At 69.2% G+C, this 24,257-nt stretch carries 23 protein-coding genes; 8 read left to right on the top strand and 15 right to left on the bottom strand.

Going from position 1 to position 24,257, the window contains the following annotated elements; all coding sequences use genetic code 11:
- Positions 1–31: 31 nt before the first annotated feature.
- Positions 32–1,066, top strand: a complete 1,035-nt coding sequence (gene glk, locus GGR25_RS11680; protein ID WP_183398965.1) for a glucokinase — start codon at positions 32–34, stop codon at positions 1,064–1,066.
- On the opposite strand, the gene GGR25_RS11675 is transcribed toward glk, so the two are convergent.
- The 5 genes from GGR25_RS11675 to fabA all read right to left on the bottom strand — a co-directional run bounded on the left by GGR25_RS11675 (position 1,067) and on the right by fabA (position 6,549).
- On the bottom strand, positions 1,067–1,309 hold the full coding sequence (locus tag GGR25_RS11675; protein WP_183398964.1) for a DUF2442 domain-containing protein: 243 nt from the start codon (positions 1,307–1,309) through the stop codon (positions 1,067–1,069).
- Between the two features lie 56 nt (positions 1,310–1,365).
- Positions 1,366–3,822: an ATP-dependent helicase HrpB gene (gene hrpB / locus GGR25_RS11670; RefSeq protein WP_281378602.1), complete on the bottom strand. Its 2,457-nt coding sequence runs from the start codon at positions 3,820–3,822 to the stop codon at positions 1,366–1,368.
- 29 nt (positions 3,823–3,851) lie between these two features.
- Positions 3,852–4,697: an enoyl-ACP reductase FabI gene (fabI, locus tag GGR25_RS11665; protein ID WP_183398963.1), complete on the bottom strand. Its 846-nt coding sequence runs from the start codon at positions 4,695–4,697 to the stop codon at positions 3,852–3,854.
- 21 nt (positions 4,698–4,718) lie between these two features.
- A complete protein-coding gene (fabB, locus tag GGR25_RS11660; RefSeq protein ID WP_183398962.1) occupies positions 4,719–5,945 on the bottom strand; it encodes a beta-ketoacyl-ACP synthase I in 1,227 nt (408 codons plus the stop codon).
- 76 nt (positions 5,946–6,021) lie between these two features.
- Positions 6,022–6,549, bottom strand: a complete 528-nt coding sequence (fabA, locus tag GGR25_RS11655) for a 3-hydroxyacyl-[acyl-carrier-protein] dehydratase FabA (protein WP_183398961.1) — start codon at positions 6,547–6,549, stop codon at positions 6,022–6,024.
- A gap of 235 nt (positions 6,550–6,784) precedes the next feature.
- On the opposite strand from fabA, the gene GGR25_RS11650 reads away from it, so the two are divergent.
- Entirely contained in the window at positions 6,785–7,090 is a 306-nt protein-coding gene (locus GGR25_RS11650; RefSeq protein WP_183398960.1) for a hypothetical protein, read from the top strand.
- 63 nt (positions 7,091–7,153) lie between these two features.
- Positions 7,154–8,329, top strand: a complete 1,176-nt coding sequence (locus GGR25_RS11645) for an FAD-dependent oxidoreductase (protein ID WP_183398959.1) — start codon at positions 7,154–7,156, stop codon at positions 8,327–8,329.
- Between the two features lie 8 nt (positions 8,330–8,337).
- Here the strand turns inward: GGR25_RS11645 and mtnA are convergent, their stop codons facing one another.
- Positions 8,338–9,432, bottom strand: a complete 1,095-nt coding sequence (gene mtnA / locus GGR25_RS11640) for an S-methyl-5-thioribose-1-phosphate isomerase (RefSeq protein ID WP_183398958.1) — start codon at positions 9,430–9,432, stop codon at positions 8,338–8,340.
- Between the two features lie 132 nt (positions 9,433–9,564).
- On the opposite strand from mtnA, the gene mtnC reads away from it, so the two are divergent.
- From mtnC to GGR25_RS11625, 3 genes are all read left to right on the top strand, one after another.
- Positions 9,565–10,293 carry an acireductone synthase gene (gene mtnC / locus GGR25_RS11635; RefSeq protein WP_246409583.1) on the top strand — a complete coding sequence of 243 codons (729 nt, stop codon included), beginning with the start codon at positions 9,565–9,567 and terminating at the stop codon, positions 10,291–10,293.
- On the top strand, positions 10,290–11,213 hold the full coding sequence (locus GGR25_RS25010) for an EamA family transporter (protein WP_183398957.1): 924 nt from the start codon (positions 10,290–10,292) through the stop codon (positions 11,211–11,213). Before mtnC ends, GGR25_RS25010 begins: the two co-directional genes overlap by 4 nt.
- Before the next feature lie 72 nt (positions 11,214–11,285).
- Positions 11,286–12,179 carry an alpha/beta hydrolase gene (locus GGR25_RS11625; protein ID WP_183398956.1) on the top strand — a complete coding sequence of 298 codons (894 nt, stop codon included), beginning with the start codon at positions 11,286–11,288 and terminating at the stop codon, positions 12,177–12,179.
- On the opposite strand, the gene GGR25_RS11620 is transcribed toward GGR25_RS11625, so the two are convergent.
- From GGR25_RS11620 to hemP, 9 genes are all read right to left on the bottom strand, one after another.
- The gene (locus tag GGR25_RS11620; RefSeq protein ID WP_183398955.1) at positions 12,176–12,910 is read right to left on the bottom strand and encodes a dienelactone hydrolase family protein; all 735 of its coding nucleotides are present in this window, start codon (positions 12,908–12,910) and stop codon (positions 12,176–12,178) included. The two genes, GGR25_RS11625 and GGR25_RS11620, sit on opposite strands and share 4 nt — an antisense overlap.
- 68 nt (positions 12,911–12,978) lie before the next feature.
- Positions 12,979–13,908 carry an ABC transporter permease gene (locus GGR25_RS11615; RefSeq protein WP_183398954.1) on the bottom strand — a complete coding sequence of 310 codons (930 nt, stop codon included), beginning with the start codon at positions 13,906–13,908 and terminating at the stop codon, positions 12,979–12,981.
- Positions 13,908–15,467: an ATP-binding cassette domain-containing protein gene (locus tag GGR25_RS11610; protein WP_183398953.1), complete on the bottom strand. Its 1,560-nt coding sequence runs from the start codon at positions 15,465–15,467 to the stop codon at positions 13,908–13,910. Before GGR25_RS11610 ends, GGR25_RS11615 begins: the two co-directional genes overlap by 1 nt.
- On the bottom strand, positions 15,464–16,378 hold the full coding sequence (locus GGR25_RS11605) for a sugar ABC transporter substrate-binding protein (RefSeq protein ID WP_183398952.1): 915 nt from the start codon (positions 16,376–16,378) through the stop codon (positions 15,464–15,466). The genes GGR25_RS11610 and GGR25_RS11605 overlap by 4 nt, the downstream gene beginning before the upstream one ends.
- Before the next feature lie 75 nt (positions 16,379–16,453).
- Positions 16,454–17,905, bottom strand: a complete 1,452-nt coding sequence (locus GGR25_RS11600; protein WP_183398951.1) for an FGGY family carbohydrate kinase — start codon at positions 17,903–17,905, stop codon at positions 16,454–16,456.
- 69 nt (positions 17,906–17,974) lie between these two features.
- Positions 17,975–18,760 carry a heme ABC transporter ATP-binding protein gene (locus GGR25_RS11595; protein WP_183398950.1) on the bottom strand — a complete coding sequence of 262 codons (786 nt, stop codon included), beginning with the start codon at positions 18,758–18,760 and terminating at the stop codon, positions 17,975–17,977.
- 27 nt (positions 18,761–18,787) lie between these two features.
- On the bottom strand, positions 18,788–19,870 hold the full coding sequence (locus GGR25_RS11590; RefSeq protein WP_183398949.1) for a FecCD family ABC transporter permease: 1,083 nt from the start codon (positions 19,868–19,870) through the stop codon (positions 18,788–18,790).
- On the bottom strand, positions 19,870–20,802 hold the full coding sequence (locus GGR25_RS11585; RefSeq protein WP_425486151.1) for a heme/hemin ABC transporter substrate-binding protein: 933 nt from the start codon (positions 20,800–20,802) through the stop codon (positions 19,870–19,872). The genes GGR25_RS11590 and GGR25_RS11585 overlap by 1 nt, the downstream gene beginning before the upstream one ends.
- Positions 20,803–20,878: 76 nt before the next feature.
- Positions 20,879–21,064 carry a hemin uptake protein HemP gene (hemP, locus tag GGR25_RS11580; RefSeq protein ID WP_183398947.1) on the bottom strand — a complete coding sequence of 62 codons (186 nt, stop codon included), beginning with the start codon at positions 21,062–21,064 and terminating at the stop codon, positions 20,879–20,881.
- Between the two features lie 276 nt (positions 21,065–21,340).
- Between hemP and GGR25_RS11575 the strand changes: the two genes are divergently transcribed.
- Entirely contained in the window at positions 21,341–23,593 is a 2,253-nt protein-coding gene (locus GGR25_RS11575) for a TonB-dependent hemoglobin/transferrin/lactoferrin family receptor (protein ID WP_183398946.1), read from the top strand.
- A 165-nt stretch (positions 23,594–23,758) separates the two neighbouring features.
- Positions 23,759–24,067, top strand: coding sequence for a heme-degrading protein HmuQ (gene hmuQ, locus GGR25_RS11570; protein WP_183398945.1), 309 nt, complete (start codon positions 23,759–23,761; stop codon positions 24,065–24,067).
- The last annotated feature ends 190 nt before the right edge of the window (positions 24,068–24,257 follow it).

Raw genomic sequence — 24,257 nt, 5'->3', positions numbered from 1 at the left:
CCGCACGAGAGCAGGACTGCGATCCCGGCCCATGAGCGCCCCAGCCTCCGAAAGAAACACCGTCGCCTTCCCGGTCCTGATCGGGGATATCGGCGGCACCAATGCCCGCTTCGCGCTGGTGCGCGGCGGCGACGCCCCGGTCGAGCGCTTTCCGGACGCCAAGACGGCGGACTTCGCGACGATCGACGACGCGATCGCCTCGGTGGTGCCGGCCGACGCGAAGCCGCGCTCGGCGGTCCTGGCGCTCGCCGGCCCCGTGCAGGGCGACAAGGTGCCGCTCACCAACTGCCCCTGGGTGGTCGAGCCGAAACGGATGATCGAGCGCTTCGGCCTCGACGAAGTCATCCTGCTCAATGATTTCGAGGCGCTGTCGCTCTCGCTTCCGGCACTCGGAAATGGCGATCTCGTGCGGATCGGTGGCGGCCGCGCGGTCGAGAGCGGCGCGCAGGTCGTGGTCGGGCCCGGTACGGGCCTCGGCGCGGCCGCGCTGATCCATGCCCGCGGCACCTGGTTCCCGGTGCCCGGCGAGGGCGGCCATGTCGATCTCGCGCCGGTGACGGCGCGCGATTTCGCCATCTGGCCGCATATCGAGGAGCCGTTCGGCACCGGTCCGTTCAGGCGCATCGCGGGCGAGACGCTGCTTTGCGGCTCAGGCCTCGTGCGGCTCTACCGCGCGATCGTCGCCGCGGACGGGCTTACGCCGCGCTTCGACGATCCGTCCGCCATCACCGCCGCCGCGATCGAGGGCAGCGATGCCGCGGCGCGCGAGGCACTGTCGCTGTTCTGCGTACATCTCGGCCGTCTCGCCGGCAATCTCGCGCTCGCCTTCATGGCGCGCGGCGGCGTCTTCCTGGCCGGCGGCATCGCCGCCAAGATCGCGCACTTCATCGAAGGCAGCGATTTCCGCGCGGCGTTCATCGACAAGGCGCCGCATCAGGCGATGATGGACCGCATGCCGACCTCGGTGATCGTCCATCCCGAGCCGGCGCTGGCCGGCATCGCGGCCTATGCGCGCCGGCCGGAGAATTTCGGCGTGGTGACCACGGGCCGCCATTGGCGGCGCTGATCAGCGCGTCCGCAGCAGGCTCGCCACCTCGATCTCCTCATCGAGATCGGGCCAGCTGAGCCGGGCACCCTCGTCGAGGATGGCGCAATTGGCGCGCGCCGCCTCGCTGCCGGCAAGCAGCTTCGCCGACCAGGCCAGCGGGACGGACAGCTCGCGCCCGTCCGCGAAGCCGACGAGCAGCATGTCCTCGGTGACGAAGACGTCGATCGCCCGGGGATCGGGCGTGACGGCCGTTTGGGGCATGGCGCTCTCCCTCCTTGGAAGTTCGTTGTCGCATCCGGGCCCTGGCCGGCCGCGTGTCAGGATGCCGGGCCTCTCGGCTTGGCACGGTTGGTCGGCGCCGCGGCGACCGGATCCTCCGGCCAGACATGCCGCGGATAGCGGCCCCGCATGTCGCTGCGCACGTCCCGCCACGAACCGCGCCAGAAGCTCGGCAGGTCGCGCGTGATCTGGATCGGCCGATGCGCCGGCGAAAGCAGCGAGACGACCAGCGGCATGCTCCCGTCCGCCACCGAGGGATGGCGATCAAGACCGAACAGTTCCTGCACCCGGATGGCGAGAATGGGGCCGGCGGGATCGGAATAGTCGATCGGGATGCGGGAGCCGGTCGGCGCGTCGAAATGGCTGGGCGCGAGACGATCCAGCGCCTCGCGCCGATCCCAGGGCACGAGTGACATCAGCGCTTCCCGCACGAGCCCTGCATCGACGCCGTCGAGGCGGCGCTTTCCGGCCAGATGGGGCCCGAGCCAGTCCTCGAGCGAGTGCTCCAGCGCGGCATCCGAGACATCCGGCCATGCATCGCCGAAACGGGCATGGAGAAAGGCGAGGCGCTTGCGGAAGGCGTCGGCACTGCCGAGATCGAGGCTGGAAAGGCCACGCCGGCGGATCTCGGCCAGAAGCGCGGCCGTCACCCCCGGCTCGGGCAGATCGGCAAGAGGCTTGTCGCTGAGCACCAGCCGGCCGAGCCGCCGCTGCAGCCGCCCGCGGACCGAGCCGGTCGTCTGGTCGAAGGCAATCTTCCGCTCATCGGTGATCCCGGCGGCGAAATGGATCTCGATCTCGGCGCGATCGATCGGCGCGGCGGTCAGGATGCGCGCATTCTCGGCCGCCCCTTGCAACGCCGCGACGACGAGATGCGGCGCGCGCGCCAGCGATTCGGCCGGATCGAGCACGCCGCCGCGGCCATTGGCGAGCACGAAGGCGCCGGGCGCGCCACGGGCCATCGCGATGCGATCGGGAAAGGCGAAACCCGCGATGAGGCCCGCTTCCTCTATCTGGCCACGCCCGGTCTCCGGATCGGCGCCGACATCGCGGGCGAAGCGGGCAGCGAGCGCCAGCGCATCGCGGCTGCGCGGATCGCGGGCAACGAGCAGGCGGCGCAGACGTTCGCGGAGGTCCGGATCATTGCCGCCGAGTCCCGGCTCCTCCAGCAGCACGGCGACCACGCCGGCGAGACCGCCGAGCCCGAGCGCCGCGGCACGGCGCATCATGTGGCCGAGGCGCGGCGGCAGACCGAGCCGGCCGAGCGCCCGCCCCTCATCCGTCAGCCGGCGATCGGCATCCAGCGCCTCCAGCCGGGTGAGCAGCGCCACGGCCTCTTCCCAGGCGGGACGGGGCGGCGGATCGAGGAAGGAGAGAGCCGCGGGATCGGAAACGCCCCAGCCGGCGAGATCGAGCACCAGCGGGGCGAGGTCGGCTTCCAGTATCTCGGGCCGGTCGAAGGGCGCCAGCGCATTGGTCTGGCCCTCGTCCCAGAGGCGGTAGCAGACGCCCGGCTCGGTTCGCCCGGCACGGCCGCGGCGCTGGTCGGCGCTCGCGCGCGATACGCGCCGCGTTTCCAGACGCGTCAGCCCGGTCGCCGGCTCGTAATGCGGCGTCCGCGCGAGGCCGGAATCGATCACGACCCGCACGCCCTCGATGGTCAGCGACGTCTCGGCGATCGACGTGGCGAGCACGACCTTGCGCCGGCCCTCGGCCGCGGGCCGGATGGCGCGATCCTGCGCGGCGAAATCGAGCGCGCCATAGAGCGGCGCCAGCTCGACGCCCGCCGGCAATCGCCCGTCGAGCCGTTCGGCGACGCGGCGAATCTCCGCCTGTCCGGGCAGGAACACGAGGAGGCTACCGGGCTGCTCGGCGAGTGCGCGCCGGACCGCCGCGGCGACGGCATCCTCCATGCGCTCGGCGCCATCGCGGGGCAGATGATGCGTCTCGACGGGGAACATGCGGCCGAGGCTCTCGACCACCGGTGCGTCCCCGAGCAGCCGCGCGACGCGGGCGCCGTCGATCGTCGCCGACATGACGAGAATGCGGAGATCGTCGCGGAGACCGGCCTGCGCATCAAGGGCGAGGGCGAGGCCGAGATCGCCGTCGAGGCTGCGCTCATGAAACTCGTCGAAGAGCACCGCCGCGACGCCGTCGAGCGACGGATCGTCCTGGATCATGCGCGTGAAGACGCCTTCGGTGACGATCTCGACCCGCGTCCGCGCCGAGATGCGGCTTTCCATGCGGACGCGATATCCGACGGTGCCGCCGGCCGTCTCGCCGAGCGTCTCGGCCATGCGTCGCGCGGCGGCGCGGGCTGCGAGGCGCCTCGGCTCGAGCACGAGGATGCGTCCGTCGCCCCGCCAGGGCGCGTCGAGGAGGGCCAAGGGAACGCGGGTCGTCTTGCCGGCACCGGGCGGCGCCACGAGCACCGCATTCGGGCCCGCGGCCAGGGCGCGCATCAGGTCCGGGATGACGTCGTCGACGGGAAACAATTGCGTCCTCCCCGCTGCCGCGGAGACGCTTATTCCGCCGCTTCGGGGCTGGCCTCGGCGCGCGCTTCCTGGGCCTTCAGCTCGTCCAGACGCGGCATCGAGATGATGTTGTAGCCGGAATCGACGAAATGGATCTCGCCGGTCACGCCCGAGCCGAGATCGGACAGGAGATAGGTCGCCGTGCCGCCGATCTCTTCGATCGACACGGTGCGGCGGAGCGGCGAGTTGCGCTTCTGGAAGCTGTACATCAGCCGAGCATCCGACACGCCCGAGCCGGCCAACGTGCGGACCGGACCGGCGGAGATCGCGTTGACGCGGACGCCCTCGCCGCCGAAATCCATGGCGAGGTAGCGCACGGAGGATTCGAGCGCCGCCTTGGCGACGCCCATGACGTTGTAGTTCGGCATGACGCGGGTCGAGCCGCCATAGGTCAGCGTCAGGATCGAGCCGCCCTTGGTCATCAGCGCCGCGGCGCGCTTGGCGATCTCCGTGAAGGAGAAGCAGGAGATGAGCATGGTGCGCGCGAAATTATCGCGCGTCGTGTCCGCATAGCGGCCCTTGAGCTCGTTCTTGTCGGAAAAGGCGATGGCGTGGACGAGGAAGTCGATCGAGCCCCATTCGGCCTTGAGCGTCTCGAAGACGCCGTCCACCGAGGCGAGGTCTTCGACGTCACAGGGGAGCAGCAGCTTGCCGCCGACCGAATCGGCCAGCGGCCGGACACGGCGGCCGAACGCCTCGCCCTGATAGGTGAAGGCCAGCTCGGCGCCGTGCGACGCCAGCGTCCTGGCGATGCCCCAGGCGATGGAATGGTCGTTCGCGACGCCCATGACGAGGCCGCGTTTGCCGCTCATCAGGCTGCTGATCGTTCCCGTCATTCCGTCGCCCCTTTGTCGGCCTTAGGCCGTGTAGCGCTGGAAGACCAGCGATGCGTTGGTGCCGCCGAAGCCGAAGCTGTTGGAAAGCACGGTGTCGATCTTCGCGTCGTCGATGCGCTTCCTGACGATCGGCATGTCGGCGAAGGCCGGATCCAGCTCCTCGATATGCGCCGATTCGGCGATGAAGCGGTTGTTGAGCATCAACAGCGAATAGATCGACTCGTGCACGCCGGTCGCGCCCTGCGAGTGGCCGGTCAGCGACTTGGTCGCCGAGATCGGCGGGCAGTCGTCGCCCGAGCCGAACACCTCGCGGATCGCTTCCATCTCCTTCAGATCGCCGATCGGCGTCGAGGTGGCGTGCGGGTTGATGTAGTCGATCTTGTCGCGAACATTGGCGATCGCCTGGCGCATGCAGCGCGCGGCGCCTTCGCCCGACGGAGCGACCATGTCGGCGCCGTCGGATGTCGCGCCATAGCCGACGATCTCGCCATAGATGCGCGCGCCGCGCGCCTTGGCGATTTCGAGATCCTCGAGCACCAGAACACCGGCGCCGCCGGAGATCACGAAGCCGTCGCGATTGGCGTCATAGGCGCGCGAGGCAATGGCAGGCTTGTCATTGTACTTCGACGACAGCGCGCCCATCGCGTCGAACAGCACGGAGAGCGTCCAGTCGAGCTCCTCGCAGCCGCCGGCGAACATGCGGTCCTGCTTGCCCCAGAGGATCGACTCATACGCATTGCCGATGCAGTGGTTCGACGTCGCGCAGGCCGAGGAGATCGAATAGTTGACGCCCTTGATCTTGAACCAGGTCGAGAGCGTCGCGGAGGGCGAGGACGACATCGCCTTCGGCACAGCGAGCGGGCCGACCTTCTTGGACGAGCCGGAAGCGAGCGCCTTCTGCGCCGATTCGACGATGGTGCGCGTCGAGGGGCCGCCGGAACCCATGATGATGCCGGTGCGCTCGTTGGAGATCTCGTGCTCCTCGAGCCCGGCATCGCGGATCGCCTGGTCCATCGCGACATGGTTCCAGGCGGTGCCGCCGCCATGGAAGCGCATCGCCCGGCGATCGACGATCTCGGCCGGATCGAGCGTCGGCGCGCCGGCGACATGGCTGCGGAAGCCGTGCGCGGCGTAGTCCTCGGCGAACGAAATGCCGCTCTTGGCCTCGTGAAGGCTCGCCAGCACTTCCTGGGTGTTGTTGCCGATGGAGGAGACGATCCCCATCCCCGTCACGACGACCCGCTTCATTGCAATCTGTCCTTAAGCTTGGAGCGCGAACCGCTCGGTTGCGACCTGCCGGCCCCGATCGGGCCCGGCCTGCCGCTCAACCGACGGCAGGCTGCGCATCGCCCTGGAAGAGGCCGACCCGGAGGTCCTTGGCCCGATAGATGGTCACGCCATCCGCCTTAAGCCAGCCGTCACCGATGCCGAGCACCAGTTTCGAGCGCAGGACGCGCTTCAGATCGACGCCGTATTCCACGAGCTTGACCGACGGCAGCACCATGCCGGAGAACTTGAGCTCGCCCGTCGACAGCGCGCGGCCGCGGCCCGGCGCGCCGAGCCAGCCGAGGAAGAAGCCGAGCATCTGCCACATGGCGTCCAGTCCCAGGCAGCCCGGCATCACCGGATCACCCTTGAAATGGCACTGGAAGAACCAGAGGTCCGGATTGACGTCGAGTTCGGCGCGGATGTGGCCCTTGCCATATTCGCCGCCCTCCTCGGAGATCGAGGTGATCCGATCGAACATCAGCATGGGCGGAAGCGGTAGCTGGGCGTTGCCCTCACCGAACAATTCGCCTCGCCCGCAGGCGAGAAGAGCTTCATAGTCAAAGCTCGACGGGCGATCTTCCATGCCGTCTGTCCACCTCTTCCCGGTTGCCGAACTGGCGCTTCAGCCCGAACGGCCCCATATTGATTTCATGCGCGTATCGTTGCACCCCCGCGCGGGTCGTGGCCTTCCTAACATAGGCCGATTCCGTTCGAAAGCCCGCGAAGCAGCCGGATTCCGTCGCCCTGCCCTGCGCGGAGTGGGTGACGGAGCGCTATGGCGGCTCAGCATCGCCGCCGCCGGTGTGGCGATAGGGCGGATGATGATGGCAGCTTTCCTCGTCCTCGCGGCCCCGCTCGGCGCAAGCGCCGACAGCCTTTTCAGCAATCCCGGCCTCGGCATGGCCCCGGTTCAGGTACCGCGCGTCGTGCCGAAGACCGTGACGCCCGGCGTCCCGCCGCTCAACGCGAACCAGTGCCTGCTGATGGCCGGCAGCTGTCCCACGGGCCGGCTGCAGCGCTCGGGCAATCTCTGCTTCTGCGTGAGCGGCAACGGCACGGTTCGGCAAGGCACGACCAGGGTCAAGCCGCAGGGCGCACGACCGGCCATCGAATCCGATCCATAGCGCCGCATCGACCGGTGGCAGCCGGCATGCCATGCTGGCGGCCGCGCAATTGCGGAGCCATCCGTGCCGGCCTTCGACGTCATCATCATCGGCGGTGCCGTTCACGGCGCCTCCGCGGCCTATCACCTCGCGGCCGATCCCGGCTTTTCGGGCCGCATTCTCCTGATCGAGAAGGATCCGAGCTTTGCCACGGCGGCCAGCGCGCTCTCCGCCGCCTCGATCCGCCAGCAATTCTCCGATCCGACCAATATCGCCATCTCGCTCTACGGCATCCGCTTCCTGCGCGAAATCGGCGACCGCCTGGCCGTCGAAGGTTCGAGGCCGGCGGTCAGCCTGGTCGAGGGCGGCTATCTGTTTCTCGCCAGCGCGGCCGGACGGGGCGTTCTCGAAGCCAATCACGCGCTCCAGACGTCGCTCGGGGCCGATGTGGCGCTGCTCGATCCCGAAGCGCTGGCCGCGCGCTTCCCCTTCCTCGCGCTCGACGACATCGCCGCCGGCAGCTACGGGCTCACCGGCGAGGGCTGGTTCGACGGCTGGGGGCTGATGCAGGCCTTCCGCGCCAAGGCGCGCTCGCTCGGCGTCGAGGTCGAGACCGCGACGGTCGAATCGATCGTGGAAGAGGGTGGGCGCGTGACGGGCGTGCGTCTCGCCGATGGCGGGTTTCGCGCGGCGGGCCATGTCATCGTCGCGGCGGGGACGGGCGCGACCGCGCTGCTGGCGCCGCTCGGCATCGCGTTGCCCGTGGAAGCGCGCAAGCGCTGCATCTTCACCTTCGCCTGCCGTGAGAAGCTGCCGGGCTTTCCCATGCTGATCGACCCGTCGGGCACCTATTGCCGGCCCGAAGGCGAGCTCTTCCTGTGCGGCGCGGCACCCGACCCGGATGACGATCCGACTGCAACGGATTTCGAGGTCGATTACGCGCTGTTCGAGGAGCGGATCTGGCCTGTTCTCGCCGCCCGCGTTCCCGCCTTCGAGGCGATCCGGCCGGGACGGGCCTGGGCCGGGCACTACGACATGAATCTCTTCGACTACAACGCCATCGTCGGGCCGGTGCCCGGCTTCGCCAATCTGCTCGTCGCCAACGGCTTTTCCGGCCATGGGCTGCAGCAGGCACCGGCGGTCGGGCGCGGCCTCGCCGAACTCGTCGCGCGCGGCGCCTATGAAACGCTCGACCTGTCACCGCTCGGCTTCGAACGAATCCTCGCGGGACGGCCGCTTCTGGAAAAGAATATCGTCTGAAACCGCGATCAGGCGCGCTCGGGGAAGAGCGCCAGCATCCCGTCGCGGCTCGCCTTGGCGACGCCACGCTCGGTGACGAGCCCGGTCAGCAGGCGGGCGGGCGTCACATCGAAGGCCGGATTGGCGGCGCGTGTGCCCTTCGGCGTCAGCCGAACCTTGACGATCGTGCCGTCGCCGGCGACGCCCGCAATATGTGTGACCTCGTCGCTGGCGCGCTCCTCGATCTCGATCTCCTTGACGCCATCGCCGATGCGCCAGTCGATCGTCGAGCTCGGCATGACGACATAGAAGGGCACGTTGTTGTCGCGGGCGGCGAGCGCCTTGAGATAGGTGCCGATCTTGTTGCAGGCATCGCCATGCGCGGTGACGCGGTCGGCGCCGACGAGGCAGATATCGACCGCGCCATGCTGCATCAGATGGCCGCCGGCATTGTCGGCGATCAGCGTGTGCGGCACGCCGTGCGAGCCGAGTTCCCACGTCGTCAGGCTGGCGCCCTGGTTGCGCGGGCGCGTCTCGTCGACCCAGACATGGACGGGAATGCCGCTGTCATGGGCGTGATAGACGACGCCGAGCGCCGTGCCCCAGTCGACGCAGGCGATCCAGCCGGTATTGCAGTGGGTCAGGATATTGACCGGTCGCGAGCGGCCATTGGCCTCCCAGATCTCGCGGATGAGCCGCGCACCATGGGCCGCCATGGTGCCGTTGGTGGCGATGTCTTCGGCATGCAGGCGATCCGCTGTCGCGAAAGCCGCGGCGGCGCGCGCGCCGGGCGGCACCGCAGCCACCGCATCGCGCACGATTTCCAGCGCCCAGCGGAGATTCACCGCCGTGGGACGGGCGGCGTTCAGCGCGGCGAAGGCTGCGGCGAGATTGTCGTCGGAGGGGTCGTCGTGGAGCGCCATGGCGAGGCCATAGGCGCCGGTGACGCCGATCAACGGCGCGCCGCGCACCACCATGCGCTTGATCGCGTCGATCGCATCGGCCACGTTTTCGAGCCGCAGCGTCTCGAATCGATGCGGCAGCAGCGTCTGATCGACGACGACGACGGAAGCGGCTTCCCCCTCGCGCCAGATGGACCGATAGGCGACGCCGTCGACTTTCATGGCAGACCCCGCTGCTGGAGCGTTCGAAATGGATGACCGTCCTCACGTAATCGAGTAGACGCGGAACCGCCAGCCCCTCCTGAGCGCCGTCCGCGCCGGAGGGGGCCCGAAGAACACGACGAGGAGCGATCCATGGCCATGCCGAAGCAGCCGATCCGTGCGGTCCTGACCGACATCGAGGGCACGACCTCCTCGATCTCCTTCGTCAAGGATGTGCTGTTTCCCTTCGCCCGTGCCCGCCTCGCCGGCTTCGTCGCCGAGCACGCGGACGAACCGGCCGTCGCCGAAGCGCTCGATGCGGCGCGCGCGCTGGCCGGCGACGCCACGCTCGACCGCGACGCCACGGTGGCGCTGCTGATTGCCTGGATCGACGAGGACCGCAAGGCGACGCCGCTCAAGGCGCTGCAGGGCATGATCTGGGAGGATGGCTATCGTTCGGGCCAGCTCGTCGGCGACATCTATCCCGACGCGGCCGAACAGCTGGCGCGCTGGCGCAATGAAGGTCTCGTGCTCTACGTCTATTCGTCCGGCTCGGTGCTGGCGCAGAAGCTCATCTTCGGCCACACCGCCGCCGGCGACCTGACGCCGCTCTTTTCGGGCTATTTCGATACGACGGTCGGCCTGAAGACGGACCACGCCTCCTATGCCGCGATTGCCGAGGTGATCGGCCTGCCGCCGCAGGCGATCCTCTTCCTCTCCGACAATATCCGCGAACTCGACGCGGCGGCGGAAATCGGCATGGCGACAATCGCGCTCGACCGGGGCGAGGTGGTGATGCCGCCGGGCCAGCCCCACCCGGTGGCCAAGACCTTCGACGCGATCGACGCGCCGGCCGGCCGATTGAAGGCCAGCGCATCGTGAGAACGGCGTCCGGCAAGGCGACGGCGGTCGGCGCGGCCGCGATCCTGCTCTGGTCGACGCTGGCCGTCGGAACCACGCTGACCAAGGTCATTCCAACCTTCGAGGCGCTCGCCATCACCTTCGCGATCGGCGCCGCGACGGTGCTCGTCGGCTTTCTCGCCATCTCCGGCCCGTCGCGGATCGTGACCGGCTTCCGCGCCTGGCCGGCCAAGGCCTGGATCATCTCGATCGCCGGCATCTTCCTCTATCACGCGCTCTATTTCCTCGCCTTCCGCCTGGCGCCGGCCGGGCCGGTGACGATCGTCAACTATCTCTGGCCGCTGCTCATCGTGCTCTTCGCCGGCATCCTGCCGGGCGGGACGTCGCGGCTCGGCTGGCCGCAGATCGTCGGCGGCGTGGTCGGTTTCGGGGCGACGATCCTCCTCATCGGCGGCAGCGGCGACGCTGTCGCGCTCGGCGGCGGAGCCATGGCCGGCTATCTGGCCGCGCTCGCCTGCGCCTTCACCTGGAGCCTTTATTCGGTGATCAACAACCGCATCGGCGCGCCGGGGAGCGAGCCGATGATTCTCGTCTGCGCCGCCGTCGCCCTGCTCGGCGCGCTCGGCCATGTCCTCGCCGGCGAGACCTTCGTCACGCCGGATCTGCCGACCGCGATCGGCCTCGCCGTGCTCGGCGCGGGACCGGTGGGCGCGGCCTTCGTCGCCTGGGACCACGCGACCAAGCGCGGCAACATCACCGTGCTCGGCGCGCTCTCCTATGCGACGCCGCCGCTCTCGATGATCCTGCTCGTCCTGTTCGGCCAGGCGCCGGCCAGCTGGCGCCTTGGCCTCGCAACGATCCTGGTCGTCGCAGGCGCGGCGCTCGCGGCCATGCCGGGGCGCAGGGCAGCGACAAAGGCGGCTGCCGACGCCAAATCCTGATAGGGTTGCGCGCGTCGAACCGGCCGGGCCCAGCCATCGGCCAGGCCGGTTCGCCCGACAACCGGGGGAGCCATGGCCGACGAGATCGAGGATCTGAAGGCGCTCTTCACCGCCAAGCCGCGGCCGACGAGCTGGGCCGAGCGACGGCAGCGGATGGACGAGATCTGCGCGATCGATCCGCCGCCAGACGATATCGTCTTCTCGCCCGCGACGATCGGCGCGATGCAGGCGGAATGGTCGCTGGGGCCCGGCAGCGACGCGCGCCGCGTGCTGCTCTATTTCCACGGCGGCGGCTATTGCTCGGGATCGATCACCAGTCATCGCGGCATGGTCGGCCGCGTGGGCCGGGACGCAGCCATCCGCACGCTCGCCATCGCCTATCGCCTCGCGCCGGAAGCCCCCTATCCCGCGGCGCTGGAGGATGCGCTGGCCGCATGGCGCTTCCTGCGCGATCAGGGCTATGCGCCGGGTTCGATCGCCATCGGTGGCGACAGCGCGGGTGGCAATCTCACCCTGGCCCTGATGCTCAGACTGCGCGCCATGGGCGAGGCTCTGCCGGCGGCCGCCTGGCTCGTCTCGCCATGGCTCGACCTGCGCATGACGGGCAAGACGCTGGATTCGAAGGCGGCCATCGATCCGCTGATCAGCCGGGACTATCTGACCGGCCTCGCCGCGGCCTTTCTCGCCGGGCACGATCCGGGGGATCCGGTCGTGTCTCCCCTCTATGCCGACCTCGCCGGCCTGCCGCCGGTGCTGATCCAGGTCGGCTCCAGCGAGACGCTGCTGGACGATGCCGTGCGCGGGGCGGCCGCGCTCGGCGCGGCGGAGGTTCGCACGACGCTCGAGATCTGGCCGCGCATGATCCACGCCTGGATGCTGTGGTCGGAACGGCTGACGGCGGGACGCGCCGCCAGCGATCATGCCGCGCGCTGGCTGCGCGCCGCGTTCGGCGAGGCGCGCGGTTAGCCGAGCGTCTCCTCGAAGAAGGTCAGCAGCCGCTTCCAGTGGCGCTCGGCGCCGGCCGCGTCGAAGGAGAGATTGTCCGGCACGGTCCAGCCATGGTTCATGCCGACATAGTTCTCGATCACATGATCGACGCCGCCTTCGCGCAGCGCCGTCGCGAGACGGGCCGATTGCTCCGGCGGGAAGCTCTGGTCGACGCCGGCGTTGCCGACATAGACCCGCGCCTTGATCGAGGCGGCCAGGCGGTGCGGACTGTCCGGCGCCTCGCTGGCGATATTGCCGCCATGAAGGCTCGCAGCCGCCGCGATCGCGTCGGGATAGGTGCCGGCGGCCGCGAGCGCCCGTCCGCCGCCGAAGCAATAGCCGACCGTCCCGATGCGCCCGCTTGCTCCATTGGCCCGCAGCGCCTCGATGAAGGCACCGCTATCGGCAGCGGTCATCGCCTGCGTCGTGCTGCCGAGCAGCGTCATGATCGCCTTGCGCGAATCCTCGTTCCCAAAGGCCGATGTGTCGAAGGGGCCATAGGGGATGGAGCGGTAGAAGAGATCGGGGACCAGGACGAAATAGCCGGCATCCGCGAGGCGGTTGGCCATGCCGTCGAGTGCGGGCCGGAGCCCGAAGGCGTCCATATAGAGGATGACGCCGGCTGCGGCGCGGCGGGCCGGATCGGACGGCGCGAAGAAGTGCGCGGCTGCCGTGCCGTCGGCGGCCTGGATCTTCAGATCGGTTTTCATCGGGCGGTATCCGTGGAAGGACGTGGGGAGGGAATGACCTTGCTGAAGTATGGCGATTCCGGCCTTTCTCAATCCCCCTCGCGGCCGAAATGTCGGATCAGCACCGCCGCGATGATGATCGCGCCTGTCATGACGTCCTGCAGAAAGCTCGGCACGCCGAGAATGGTGAGGCCGTTCGAGATCACGGCGATGATCGCCGCGCCGAGCAGCGTTCCGGGAATGCTCGGCTCGCCCTCGCGAAAGGCGGTCATGCCGAGGAAGACGGCGGCATAGGCCTGCAGCAGATAGCCGCCGCCGCCGGTCGGATGGGCGCTGCCGAGCCGCGCCGTCAGCAATAGCCCGGCGAGCGCCGCGAGCAGGGCGCAAAGCGCGAAGGCGACCACCATGTCGCGCCGGACCGGCAGGCCGACGAGCCGCGCGGCCTCGCGATTGCCGCCGATGGCATAGAGGCGGCGGCCGAACTCGGTCTGGTCGAGCACCAGCCAGAAGACAAGTGCGACGCCGGCGAGCCAGAGCGTCGGCACGGGCACGCCGAGGATCGCCCCGCGACCCAGCGCACGGAAGACGGGCGGGATGCCGGAGAAGAGCGTCGCGCCATTCGAGACCCAGAAGGTCAAGCCGCCGATCACCGTGCCGAGCGCCAGCGTCGCGATGAAGCTCGGCAGGGCGAAGCGGGCGACCAGGACGCCGGAGACGACGCCCATGACAAGGGCGGAGAGCAGGACCAGCGGGAAGACGAGGGCCAGCGGCCAGCCGGCGCCGAAGAGGGCGACGGACGCGATGCCCGCCCAGGACACGACCGCCGAGACGGAGAGATCGAACTCGCCGAGCACCATCACCAGCGTCGCGCCGATCGCGACGATGGCAAGCAGCGACATCTGCTGCGTGATGTTGACGAGGTTGGCCACCGAACCGAAGGCGCCCGGCGAGGCGATCGCGAAGATCGCGACGATGACGACGAGCGCGACGAGGGTGCCGTAACGGCGAAGCAGGATCATCAGGCGGCTTTCGGAGGAACGTCGGTCACGGCATGGCCGAAGGCCGCCGCGACGATGCGGCCGCGGTCGATCGCATCCGCGGCGAGATCGGCGGTGATGCGGCCGGCGCAGAGGACGACGACGCGGGTCGAGAGGGCGATCAGCTCCTCGATATCGCTGGTCGCGACGATGACGGCGGCGCCGTCGGCGGCGATACGGCGGAGTTCGGCGTGGATCTCGGCCTTGGCGCCGACATCGACGCCGCGCGTCGGCTCGTCGACCAGCATCACGCGGGTCCTGCGGCCGAGCCAGCGGCCGAAGACCAGCTTCTGCTGGTTGCCGCCGGAGAGCGTCATCGGCGAGGCCTGCAGCGAGGCCGCGGCGAGGCGAAGACGGCGCGCGACATCCTGCGCGAAACGGCGGATGGCGGGACGGGAGGATACCGGCAGCGACCGCGCCGCGCGAAAATCAGAGAGATGCGGCAGAGCAAGGCTCGCCTCGATCGACAGCGGAGCGGCCAGCGCCTCGCGGCGGCGATCCTCCGGCACATAGGCGAGGCCGCGCGCGACGCGCGATGCGATGCCGCCCTTGAGTGGCGCCCCGTCGACGGAGATACGACCCCGCGCCGGCTTCGCGCCCCAGATGAGCTTGAGCAGGCTGGAGCGGCCTGAGCCGACCAGGCCGTAGAGGCCGACGATCTCGCCCGCCGCCGCCTCGAACGCGATCCCTTCGCCCGCGGGCCCGAACGCAATCTCGGCGCTGAGGCGAGGAGCGGCCGAGCCATCCGCGACAGCGACCGGCGCCGCATACTTGGCACCACCGCTCGCGGAATCCTGACGTCTGTCCGAACCGCCGGACATCAGCGCCACCAGCCCGTCGCGGTTCGTGTCGGCGATCCGGCCGGAACCGACCGTGCGGCCATTGCGCAGGACCGTATAGTCCGCGCAGAGCGCGGTCACCTCGTCGAGGCGGTGTGAAATGAACAGGACGGCGGTGCCCTCGGCGGCGAGCTGGCGCACGACCGCGTGCAACCGCTCAGCCTCGCCCTCGGACAGGCTCGATGTTGGCTCGTCCATCACGACGAGGCGGGCCGGCTCCATCAAGGCGCGCACGATCTCCGCCATCTGGCGCTGGCCGGGCGTCAGGCGCTTGGCCGGCCGGTCGAGCGGCAGATCGGGCGCGATGCGGGCGGCGACCTCGGCCACCCGCGCCCGCATGGCGCGCTGGTCGATGAAGGGGCCGCGGCGCGGATGCCGGCGCCCGATCCAGCCATTCGCCACCGCATCGAAATGCGGGACGAGGTTGAGTTCCTGATGGATGAAGCGAAGCCCCATCGCCTCGGCGGCGCGCGGCGAGGCGATCGCGGCCTCGCGCCCGTCCAGGCGGATCATGCCCGCCTCCGGCGCATGCACGCCGGAGAGGATCTTGATCAGGGTCGACTTGCCGGCGCCGTTCTCGCCGAGCAGCGCATGCACCGAACCGGCGGCGATGCGCAGCGCGGCGCCGTCCAGCGCCAGCGTGGCGCCGAAGCGCTTCGTGACCCCGGTCAGCGCCAGGAACGGCGCGTCTTCGGGATTCACGGGCAGGTGACGCCGAGCGTCTCGGGCGTGATCAGCTTGGCCGGGGCATAGAGCTCGGCCTTCTCGGGCTTCTCGCCGGCGAGGATCTTGGTGAGCCCGTCGGCGGCGAGGCCGGCCATGGCGTCGAAGTCCTGGCTGACCGTGCCCTTGATGTGGCTGCACGCCTTGATCATCTCAACGGCCTGCGGGTTACCGTCGATGCCGGCGATGATGATCTTCGAATCCGGCTTGTCGGCCTCGATCGCGAGTTCGGCGCCGATGGCCGGCTCGTCCCAGGCGGCCCAGATCGCGTCGATCTCGTCGCCCTTGGCCTTGAGCAGGTCTTCGGTCACCTTGCGGGCATCGTCGATCGGGCCCGGCACGACCATGTAGTGCTCGGCGACGACCTTGATATCCGGGTTGTTCTTCAGCGCCGCGTCGAGCGCCAGCTCGCGCTGGTGCACGCCGGGATGCGCCGAATAATAGAACTTGGCGATGTTGCCCTTGCCGCCGAGCTTGCCGAACAGGAATTCGGACAGCTTGGAGCCGAGCTCGAAATTGTCGGAGGTCACGTTGAGCACGACGCCCGGTGCCGTCGCGCCGTCGATCGCGATCACCGGGATGCCAGCCGCCGCGGCGGCGTTCACCTGGTCCTGAAGCTGCTTGGGATCGACCGAGACGAGCACGATGGCGCCGACCTTGGCGGCGACCACATCCTCGATGCGGCTCGCGAGCTGGCCGACATCGCCGCGCGTATCGATGACCGAGGCGTTCCAGCCGGCCGCCTTCGCCTTGTCCTCGAAGACGGTGATCATCTGGTTGGTGGCGACCGAGCTCTGATAGGGCGTCATGACCGCAACGTCGACCGCGTGGGCGAGCGGCGCGACGAGCGCGGAGCCGGCGAGCGCCAGCGCGAAGATTGCGGAACGCATTGTGAGTGAACTCCCCGTGAATTTGGTCCTGATTGATATCGCCTGCGCCCTTGGCGAAGCAAGCGGCGCCGCCCGCTATGTCTCGGCGAGCAGAGCGGCGAGCGCGCGGGCGTCGGCCGTCGCCTTGCGATAGGCGAGGAAGCGGCGCGCGGCCCGCTCCGCCCGCTCCGGCCGCGGCGCGACGATGACATGGCCGTCATCGGCATGGCCTTGCAATCCGAGCACCGGCGCGAGCAGGCGATAGGCGCCATAGGCGGTGACCAGTCGGCTTTCCGGCGGCACGGTCACCGTGGCGCCCGTCACATCCGCGATCAGGCGGGCGACGGTGAGGCTGGCGACGACGCCGCCGGCGAGCGCGATTTCGCGCGGGCGGACCGGGAGCGCGTCGAGATTGTCGCGAATCGCGAAGGCGAGCCCCTCGAGCACCGCATAGGCCAGCGCGGCCGCATCATGCGACCTGTCGAGCCCCAGAAAGGCGCCGCGCACGTCGCGATCGGAGAAGGGACCGCGCTCGCCGATCAGGAAGGGCAGGAAGAGCGCGTTCGGCGGCGCGGCGTCCTTGGCCGCGGCCTCGGCATAGAGCGCGCTGACCGGACGGCTCGCCAGCGCGGCGAACCAGTCGGCCGCCAGCCCGGCCGCGAGGAAGGGCGCGATGACCACGACATCGGTGCCCACGGGGGCGGCGAGCGAATAGGCGCTGGTCGGTGCCCCGGAGAGGGCGAGCGGCATGGTCGCCGCGATCCAGCCCGTCGTGCCGAGATAGGCATGCGGGCGATCATGCGCCTCGCTCGACGTTCCCCAGGCCGTCGCGCCGCCGTCGCCCGCACCGACATGCACCGGGATCCCGGCAGCGAGGCCGAGTTCGGCGGCGGCCTCGGGCAGGAGCGGGCCGGCGAGCGCATCGGCATCGAGAATGTCGGGCAGCAGGGCCGGCGAGATGCCGGCCGCGCCGAGAATCTCCGGATCCCATTGGCGCGTCGCGATATTCATCAGTCCGCTGGTGGTCGCGCAGCTCGGATCGACCACCGCGCGGCCGGTCATGCGATGGATCACCGCGTCCTTGGCGCCGAACAGGACGCGCCGCGTCGCCGCCATCGCTTCGGGCTCGTGCTCATAGAGCCAGTGCAGGCGGAAGAGGCACAGAGCCGGCTCGGCGAGATTCCCGACGCGCGTCTCGAAATCGGCCTGCAGCGCGGCGCGCTGGGCGGCGACCTGGCTCCGCGTCACGCGCGCATCGCTATAGAGGATCGCCGGCCGCAGATACTCGCCGCTGCCGCCGAGCAGCAGCACGTTCTGCATCGAGCCAGTCAGCGTGATCGCGGCGGGCGGCGCGGCGATCGCGAGCGCGCGGACCGCGGCTACCGTAGCGTCCCACCAGGCCTGCGCCGATTGCTCGGCCCAGCCGGGCTGCGCCGAAAGCGTTGTGAGCGGATGGTCGGCGGCGGCGAGCGTGCGCCCCTCGGCGTCGAACAGCACCGCCTTCACCGAGGACGTGCCGACATCGATGATCAGGATGGTCGCGTTCACCGGCAGCCTCTTCGCTCGTCCTCGGGAGGCGCAATCTAGAGGCATGTGCGCCGGATGGGTAGACGCCGTTCAGGCCGCCTCGATCGCATGCGGCAGGACGAAGGGCCGGTCCGCGGGGGCCGAGCCGACACGCAGCGAGACGCCGAAGACGGATCGGAGCATCGCGTCGGTGAGCACCTGCTGCGACGGTCCTTCGGCGGCGACGCTGCCCTTGGCGATGACGACGAGATGGTCACCATAGAGCGCAGCGAGGTTGAGATCGTGCAGGATCGCCACGACGCCGCCGCCGGCACGGGCGAAGCGGCGCGCCTCGTCGAGGATGAGGATCTGGTGGCGGAGGTCGAGCGAGGCCGTGGGCTCGTCGAGGAAGAGATAGTTCGGCAGCCCGTCCTCCACCGGCTGCCAGACCTGGCACAGCACGCGCGCCAGATGGACACGCTGCTGCTCGCCGCCGGAGAGCTCCTGGAAGAAGCGGGCGCCGAAGCCGCCGAGGTCGACGCGGCCGAGCGCCGCCGCGACGCGCTCGCGCACGGCTGCGGGATCGCGGAGCCGCGAGACGCCGAGCCGCACCACCTCGTGCACGGTGAAGGGGAAGGAGAGCGAGGAGGCCTGCGGCAGCACGGCACGCCGCTCCGCGAGCCGGCCGGCGCCGATGCGCTGGATGACCTCGCCGTCGAGACGCACCTGCCCGGCGGCGGGGCGGATCTCGCCCGTCACCGTCTTCATCAGCGTCGACTTGCCGGCGCCGTTCGGGCCGATGATCACCGTAAGGCGACCCGGCCGGACGGCGACGGAGACGTCCGAGAGCAATTGCCGCGTGCCGGCCCGAACCGTGATGTGCTGTGCCTCGATCATGATGCCCCCAATCGGATCACGGTTTGACTAAAGGTCGATGACGCTCCGCCGGCGCAGCAGGATCGACAGGAACACCGGCGCGCCGAGCACGGCGGTCACGATGCCGATCGGCAGCTCCGCGGGTGCCACGATCGTGCGGCAGACGATGTCGGCGCCGATGAGCAGGGCGGCCCCGAGGAGCGCGCTGCCCGGCAGGAGCGTGCGATGCTCGGGCCCGATGGCGAGGCGCAGCACATGCGGCACGATGATGCCGACGAAGCCGATGACGCCGCAGAAGGCGACGGCGGCGCCGACGGCGAGCGCGACGGCGAAGATCACCAGCGTCTTCAGCCGCTCGACATCGATGCCGAGATGCCGCGCCTCGGATTCACCCAGCACGAGCGCGTCGAGCCCGCGCGCGATGAAGGGGGAGAGCGCCAGCACCAGAAGGACCGGGGGCGCGGCGATCGCGATCTTGAGCCAGGTGGCGCCGCCGAGGCTGCCCATCGACCAGAAGGAGAGCTCGCGAAGCTGCAGGTCGTCGGAGCGGAAGACCATGTAGGAGGTGACGGCGCCGGCCAGAGCGCCGATCGCGATGCCGGCGAGCAGCATCGTCCCGACCGAGGTGCGGCCCTGGCGGGTGGCGATGGCATAGAGCACGAGGGTGGTGACGAAGCCGCCGAAGAAGGCGGCGACCGGCAGCGCGCCGATGCGCAGGGCGCCGACGATCGGCGTGATCAGCGCCGAGCCGAGCACGATCACCAGCACCGCGCCGAGCGCCGCGCCGGAAGAGACGCCGACGAGGCCGGGATCGGCCAGCGGATTGCGGAAGAGGCCCTGCAGCATGGCCCCGGCCACGGCCAGCGCGGCCCCCGCCAGCGCGCCGAGAACGGTGCGCGGCAGGCGGATGTCGAACAGGATGACGTGGCTCGTGCTGCCGATCGCGTCGAAGCGCCCGGCCGCGGCATCGCCGAGCAGGCTCCAGACCTCGCTCGTCGACAGGCCGGAGGGCCCGATCGACACCGAGAGCAGCACGGTCACCACAAGCGCCACGCCGAGCAGCGCGAGGACCACCCGCGCGCGGCCGCGTCGATCCCCGGCGCTGGCCGCCGTCGTCATCGTGAGCGCCATTATTGTGCTGCCGACGCTTCCGGAAGCGCGAGACCGGGATAGAGCGCATGCGCCAGATCGCGGGCCGCATCGGCCGTGCGCGGCCCGAAGCCGAGCAGATAGAGGCCATCCATGACGACGAGCGATTTGGATGCGGCGGCGGGCGTGGTCGAGAGCGCGGGAACGGCGAAGACCTTGTCGGGCGACGGCGCATCGGCGCCATGCCGGTTCATCATCACCACGGCGGCCGGAGCGGCGGCGGCCAGAGCCTCGTCCGAGGCCGGCTTGTAGCCAGGGATATCGGCCATCGGGTTGGTCGCGCCGGCCAGGTGGATGATCGCGTCGGCGGCGGTCTTCGAGCCGGCGGCGAGCGGCTTGCCATCGGCGATGCTCATCAGGAACACGGCCTTCTTGCGATCCGCCTCGGGCAGCTTGGCGAGGGCCGACGAGAGCGCGGCGAACTTCGCCTCGATGTCGCCAGCGAGCGCGGCGCCGCGATCATCCTCGCCCAGCACCGCGGCGATCAGCTTCACCTTCTCGACAATGCCCTCGGCGCTGTAGTGCTCGGGCACCATGACCATCGGCACGGATGCCGATTCGAGGATCTCCACCACTTCCTTCGGGCCGGAGCCTTCGACGGCGATGATCAAATCCGGCTTCATCGACAGGACGCCCTCGGCCGAGAGCGCGCGCATATAGCCGACATCGGGCTTTTCCAGTGCGGCGGACGGATAGGAGCTGGTCGAATCCCGCGCGACGACGCGGTCGGCGGCACCGAGCGCATAGACGATCTCGGTCACCGCGCCGCCAATGGTCACGATTCGCTTGGCGTCACCAATGACGACGTCGCGTCCCGTCGCGTCGCGCACGGTCCGCTCGGCCGCGACGCTCTGGAGGATGGCGCAGCAGGTGATCGCGACCGCCGCCGCCAGACCAAGGGCCAGCCGCGGCAGGCGATGGCGGAACGGGCCGCGCAACGCGCTGCCGGGATGCGCCAGGATTGCGGTGGTAAGCACGGGTCCGATCTCCTTACTTGTTCAGGATGAGCTTGCCGGCCCGCGTCAGCCGGAGCCGATAGTCCTCGCTGCCGTGCCGGATGATGATCTCGCGCGCGCCCATCAAGAGGTCCTCGCTCGGCACCACGCGGGGGCTGTCTGAGGTCGTCTGCTGGGCACGGGCCGCACTCGACTGCGGGCCCGACTGGTCTTCCGTCATCGGCTTTCACCATTCGCCGCGGCACGGCGTTCTTGGATCAGTTCTAAGTTGCGAACCATTCGCAACAAATTAGTTGACTGACGTACTCACCTTTTCCTATCACCGCAAGCGAAACATCCACGCAGATGTCGACACCCGTGCCCTTCAAAGGCTCGGGCCCATGCCGAGCACGCCGGTTCCCCCGCGCCTTCCCCGCGGATGCGACAGCCAGCCAGGCCATCCCGAACTCGCCAACTGGGGGCTCGAATGAGCGTCGCTCCACTTAGGACCTTGCTGATGGCCGGAACGGCCGTCCTCCTGATCTCTCCATTCGCGGCATCGGCGGCGAAGGCCCAATCGGCGGCGAAAAGCACGACCGAATCCGCGGCAGGCACGGAGACCGAATCGGGTGCCGTCCTGCCGAAGATCGTCGTGACGAGCGGCAGCGCGAGCGCCAGCACCTCCCCGGCCGTCACGGCCAAGGAGGGGACGGCGATGGCGACGACGACCACGGCCGAGCAGATCAACGACCGCTTCATCGATTCCTGGCAGGACTTCTCGTCGCGCGCCGAGCCGGGCGTGAATTTCTCCACGACGACCAACAGCATCAATGTGCGCGGCCTCGATCAGGGCAATGTGCTGACGACGATCGACGGCATCCGCATTCCCTACCTCGGTGAGGGCGGCGCGCGCACGGGCTCGAACGGCGGTCTCTCGACGTTCGACTTCGGCGCGCTTTCGACGATCGACATCGTGCGCGGCGCCGATTCCAGCATCGCCGGCTCGGGCGCGATGGGTGGCATCGTCGCGCTGACGACCCTCTCGGCCGACGACATCATCCGCGATGGCCGCAACTTCGGCTTCCTCACGAAGAACACCTATTCGAGCGCGAACCAGAGCTTCGTCACCTCGAACGCGATCGCGGGCCGGATCAACGACACCTCGGTGCTCGTCCAGGGCTCCTACACGAACGGCCACGAGACCGAGACCATGGGCACGGTGGGCGGCTACGGCACGACCCGTACCGAAGCCAACCCCATGGATTACGACCAGTACAGCGTGCTCGGAAAGCTGTCGCAGCGCTTCGAGGGCGGCCACGAGCTGACGCTGACGGGCGAGGTGTTCAAGTACGATTCGACCACGGACGTGATGACGAGCCAGTCGCTGACCGGCAATTACCGTCCGGGCAACTATGACGGCAGCGAGGTCGCGGAGCGCCAGCGCGTGTCGCTGACCTATGACTACAAGCCCGAGGAGGGCGGCGGCTTCCTCGATGGCGGCCAGGTGATGGCCTACTGGCAGAACCTCCAGCAGGACAACGGCACCGACGCCTATCGCTCGACCTCGGTCATCGGGCCCTATATCCGCAACAACTCGAACGAGATCGAGGAATATGGGATCAAGGGCTGGGGCAACAAGAAGTTCGACGTCGGCGGCTACCAGAACAGCCTGACCTTCGGCGGCGAGGTCTATCTGACCGATACGACGCAGTATTCCTACGGCGTCGACAACTGCCCGCCCAATCCGGCGCGCGGCTCGACCTGCTCGCAGCTGCACACGAACCAGGCCGACTCGCCCGACGCGAATGGCACGAGCTTCGCCGCCTGGATCCGCGACGACATCGCGGTGACCGACCAGCTGACCATCACGCCCGGCCTGCGCTACGACTGGTTCGAGCAGGTCCCGCAGGCCTCGGCCGGTTTCAGCCAGAACAACGCCTATAATGGCCTGCCGCCGGAATCGAGCGGCTCCAAGCTGTCGCCGAGCCTGCTCGGCACCTGGCAGGCGACGAAGGACGTGTCGTTCTACGCCCAGTGGGCGCAGTCCTTCACCGCCCCGACGCCCGCCCAGCTCTACCTGACCTATGGCGGACCCGGCGCCTATGTCGCGCTCGGCAATCCCGACCTGAAGCCGCAGGAAGGCTCGGGCTACGAGACGGGCGTGAAGTTCGGCGACCGCGAACTCGGCGGCGGCGTCTCGCTCTTCAGCAATTTCTACAAGAACTTCATCGACGCCAAGTCGCTGACGGCCGCCGAGGCCGCGGCCGCAGGCTATCCGCTGGCCAATTACCCCTATGGCGTGACGCGCTACGTCAATCTCGAGAGCGTCAACATCTATGGCGTCGAGGCGCGCGGCAACTGGCAGTTCGCCGAGAACTGGAAGACCTGGGGCTCGGTCGCCTGGATGGTCGGACAGGACCTCGCCAACGGCACCTGGCTCGACTCGGTGCCGCCAGTGAAGGGCATCATCGGCCTCGGCTACTTCACGGAAGACTGGGGTTCCGACCTGCTCCTCACGGCTGCCGCGCTCGACGCCCAGACCTCCGCCGCCTACAACGCGCCGGCCTATGCCGTCGTCGACTGGACGGTGTGGTGGCAGCCCAAGCAGGTCGAGGGCCTTCGCCTGCAGGCCGGCGTCTTCAACCTCTTCGACGAGAAGTACTGGAACGCGCTCGACGTGCCGACGACGGTCACCGCGAGCAGTTCCAACCTCGACTACTACACCGAGCCGGGACGCAACTACCGCGTCAACCTCACCTACCAGTTCTGAGGCCGGCCGGATCGGAACGGCAGGCCGGGTGGTGTGGTGACGCCCGGCCCGCACGGGGGAGGAAAGACGCAAAACGTCTTTCCTCCCCATCTCTTAGGGGCATGCCCGCGAGGGCGGCCCTACGCACCCGACAGGCACGCAACGACAATCGCCAAAGGAACCGCAATGTACATCGCCATGAACCGCTTCCGCGTCATCAAGGGCTCCGAAGCCGAATTCGAGGAAGTCTGGCGCTCGCGCGACCGCCATCTCGACGAGATGGAGGGCTATGTCGACTTCCACCTGCTGAAGGGACCGGAAGCCGAGGACCACACGCTCTACTCCTCGCACACGATCTGGAAGACCAAGGACGATTTCGTCGCCTGGACCAAGTCGGAGCAGTTCCGCCAGGCGCACAAGGGCGCCGGCGACCGCAAGCCGATGTTCCTCGGCCATCCGCAGTTCGAAGGCTTCGAGACCGTCGAGGGCGTCTGATCAAGGCGCCGCGCGGCGCCGAACGGCCCCACCCCGGCCGATCCGGGCTCCCCGTGCCATGCCGGCGCGGGGAGCCCGTTTCATTTGGGGGCCGTGCCGCGCGGAGATGGGGCGAGGCACGACGTTGAGATAGGCGCCGGCCATGGCAGGAGATTGCCAGAAACTCCCGTTGCATATAATAAGGCGTCAT

Origin of the sequence: Kaistia hirudinis (assembly GCF_014196455.1) — a bacterium.
GTDB lineage: Bacteria > Pseudomonadota > Alphaproteobacteria > Rhizobiales > Kaistiaceae > Kaistia > Kaistia hirudinis.
Note: the sequence above shows the minus strand (reverse complement) of the source record. Positions and strands in the feature narration are given on the sequence as shown.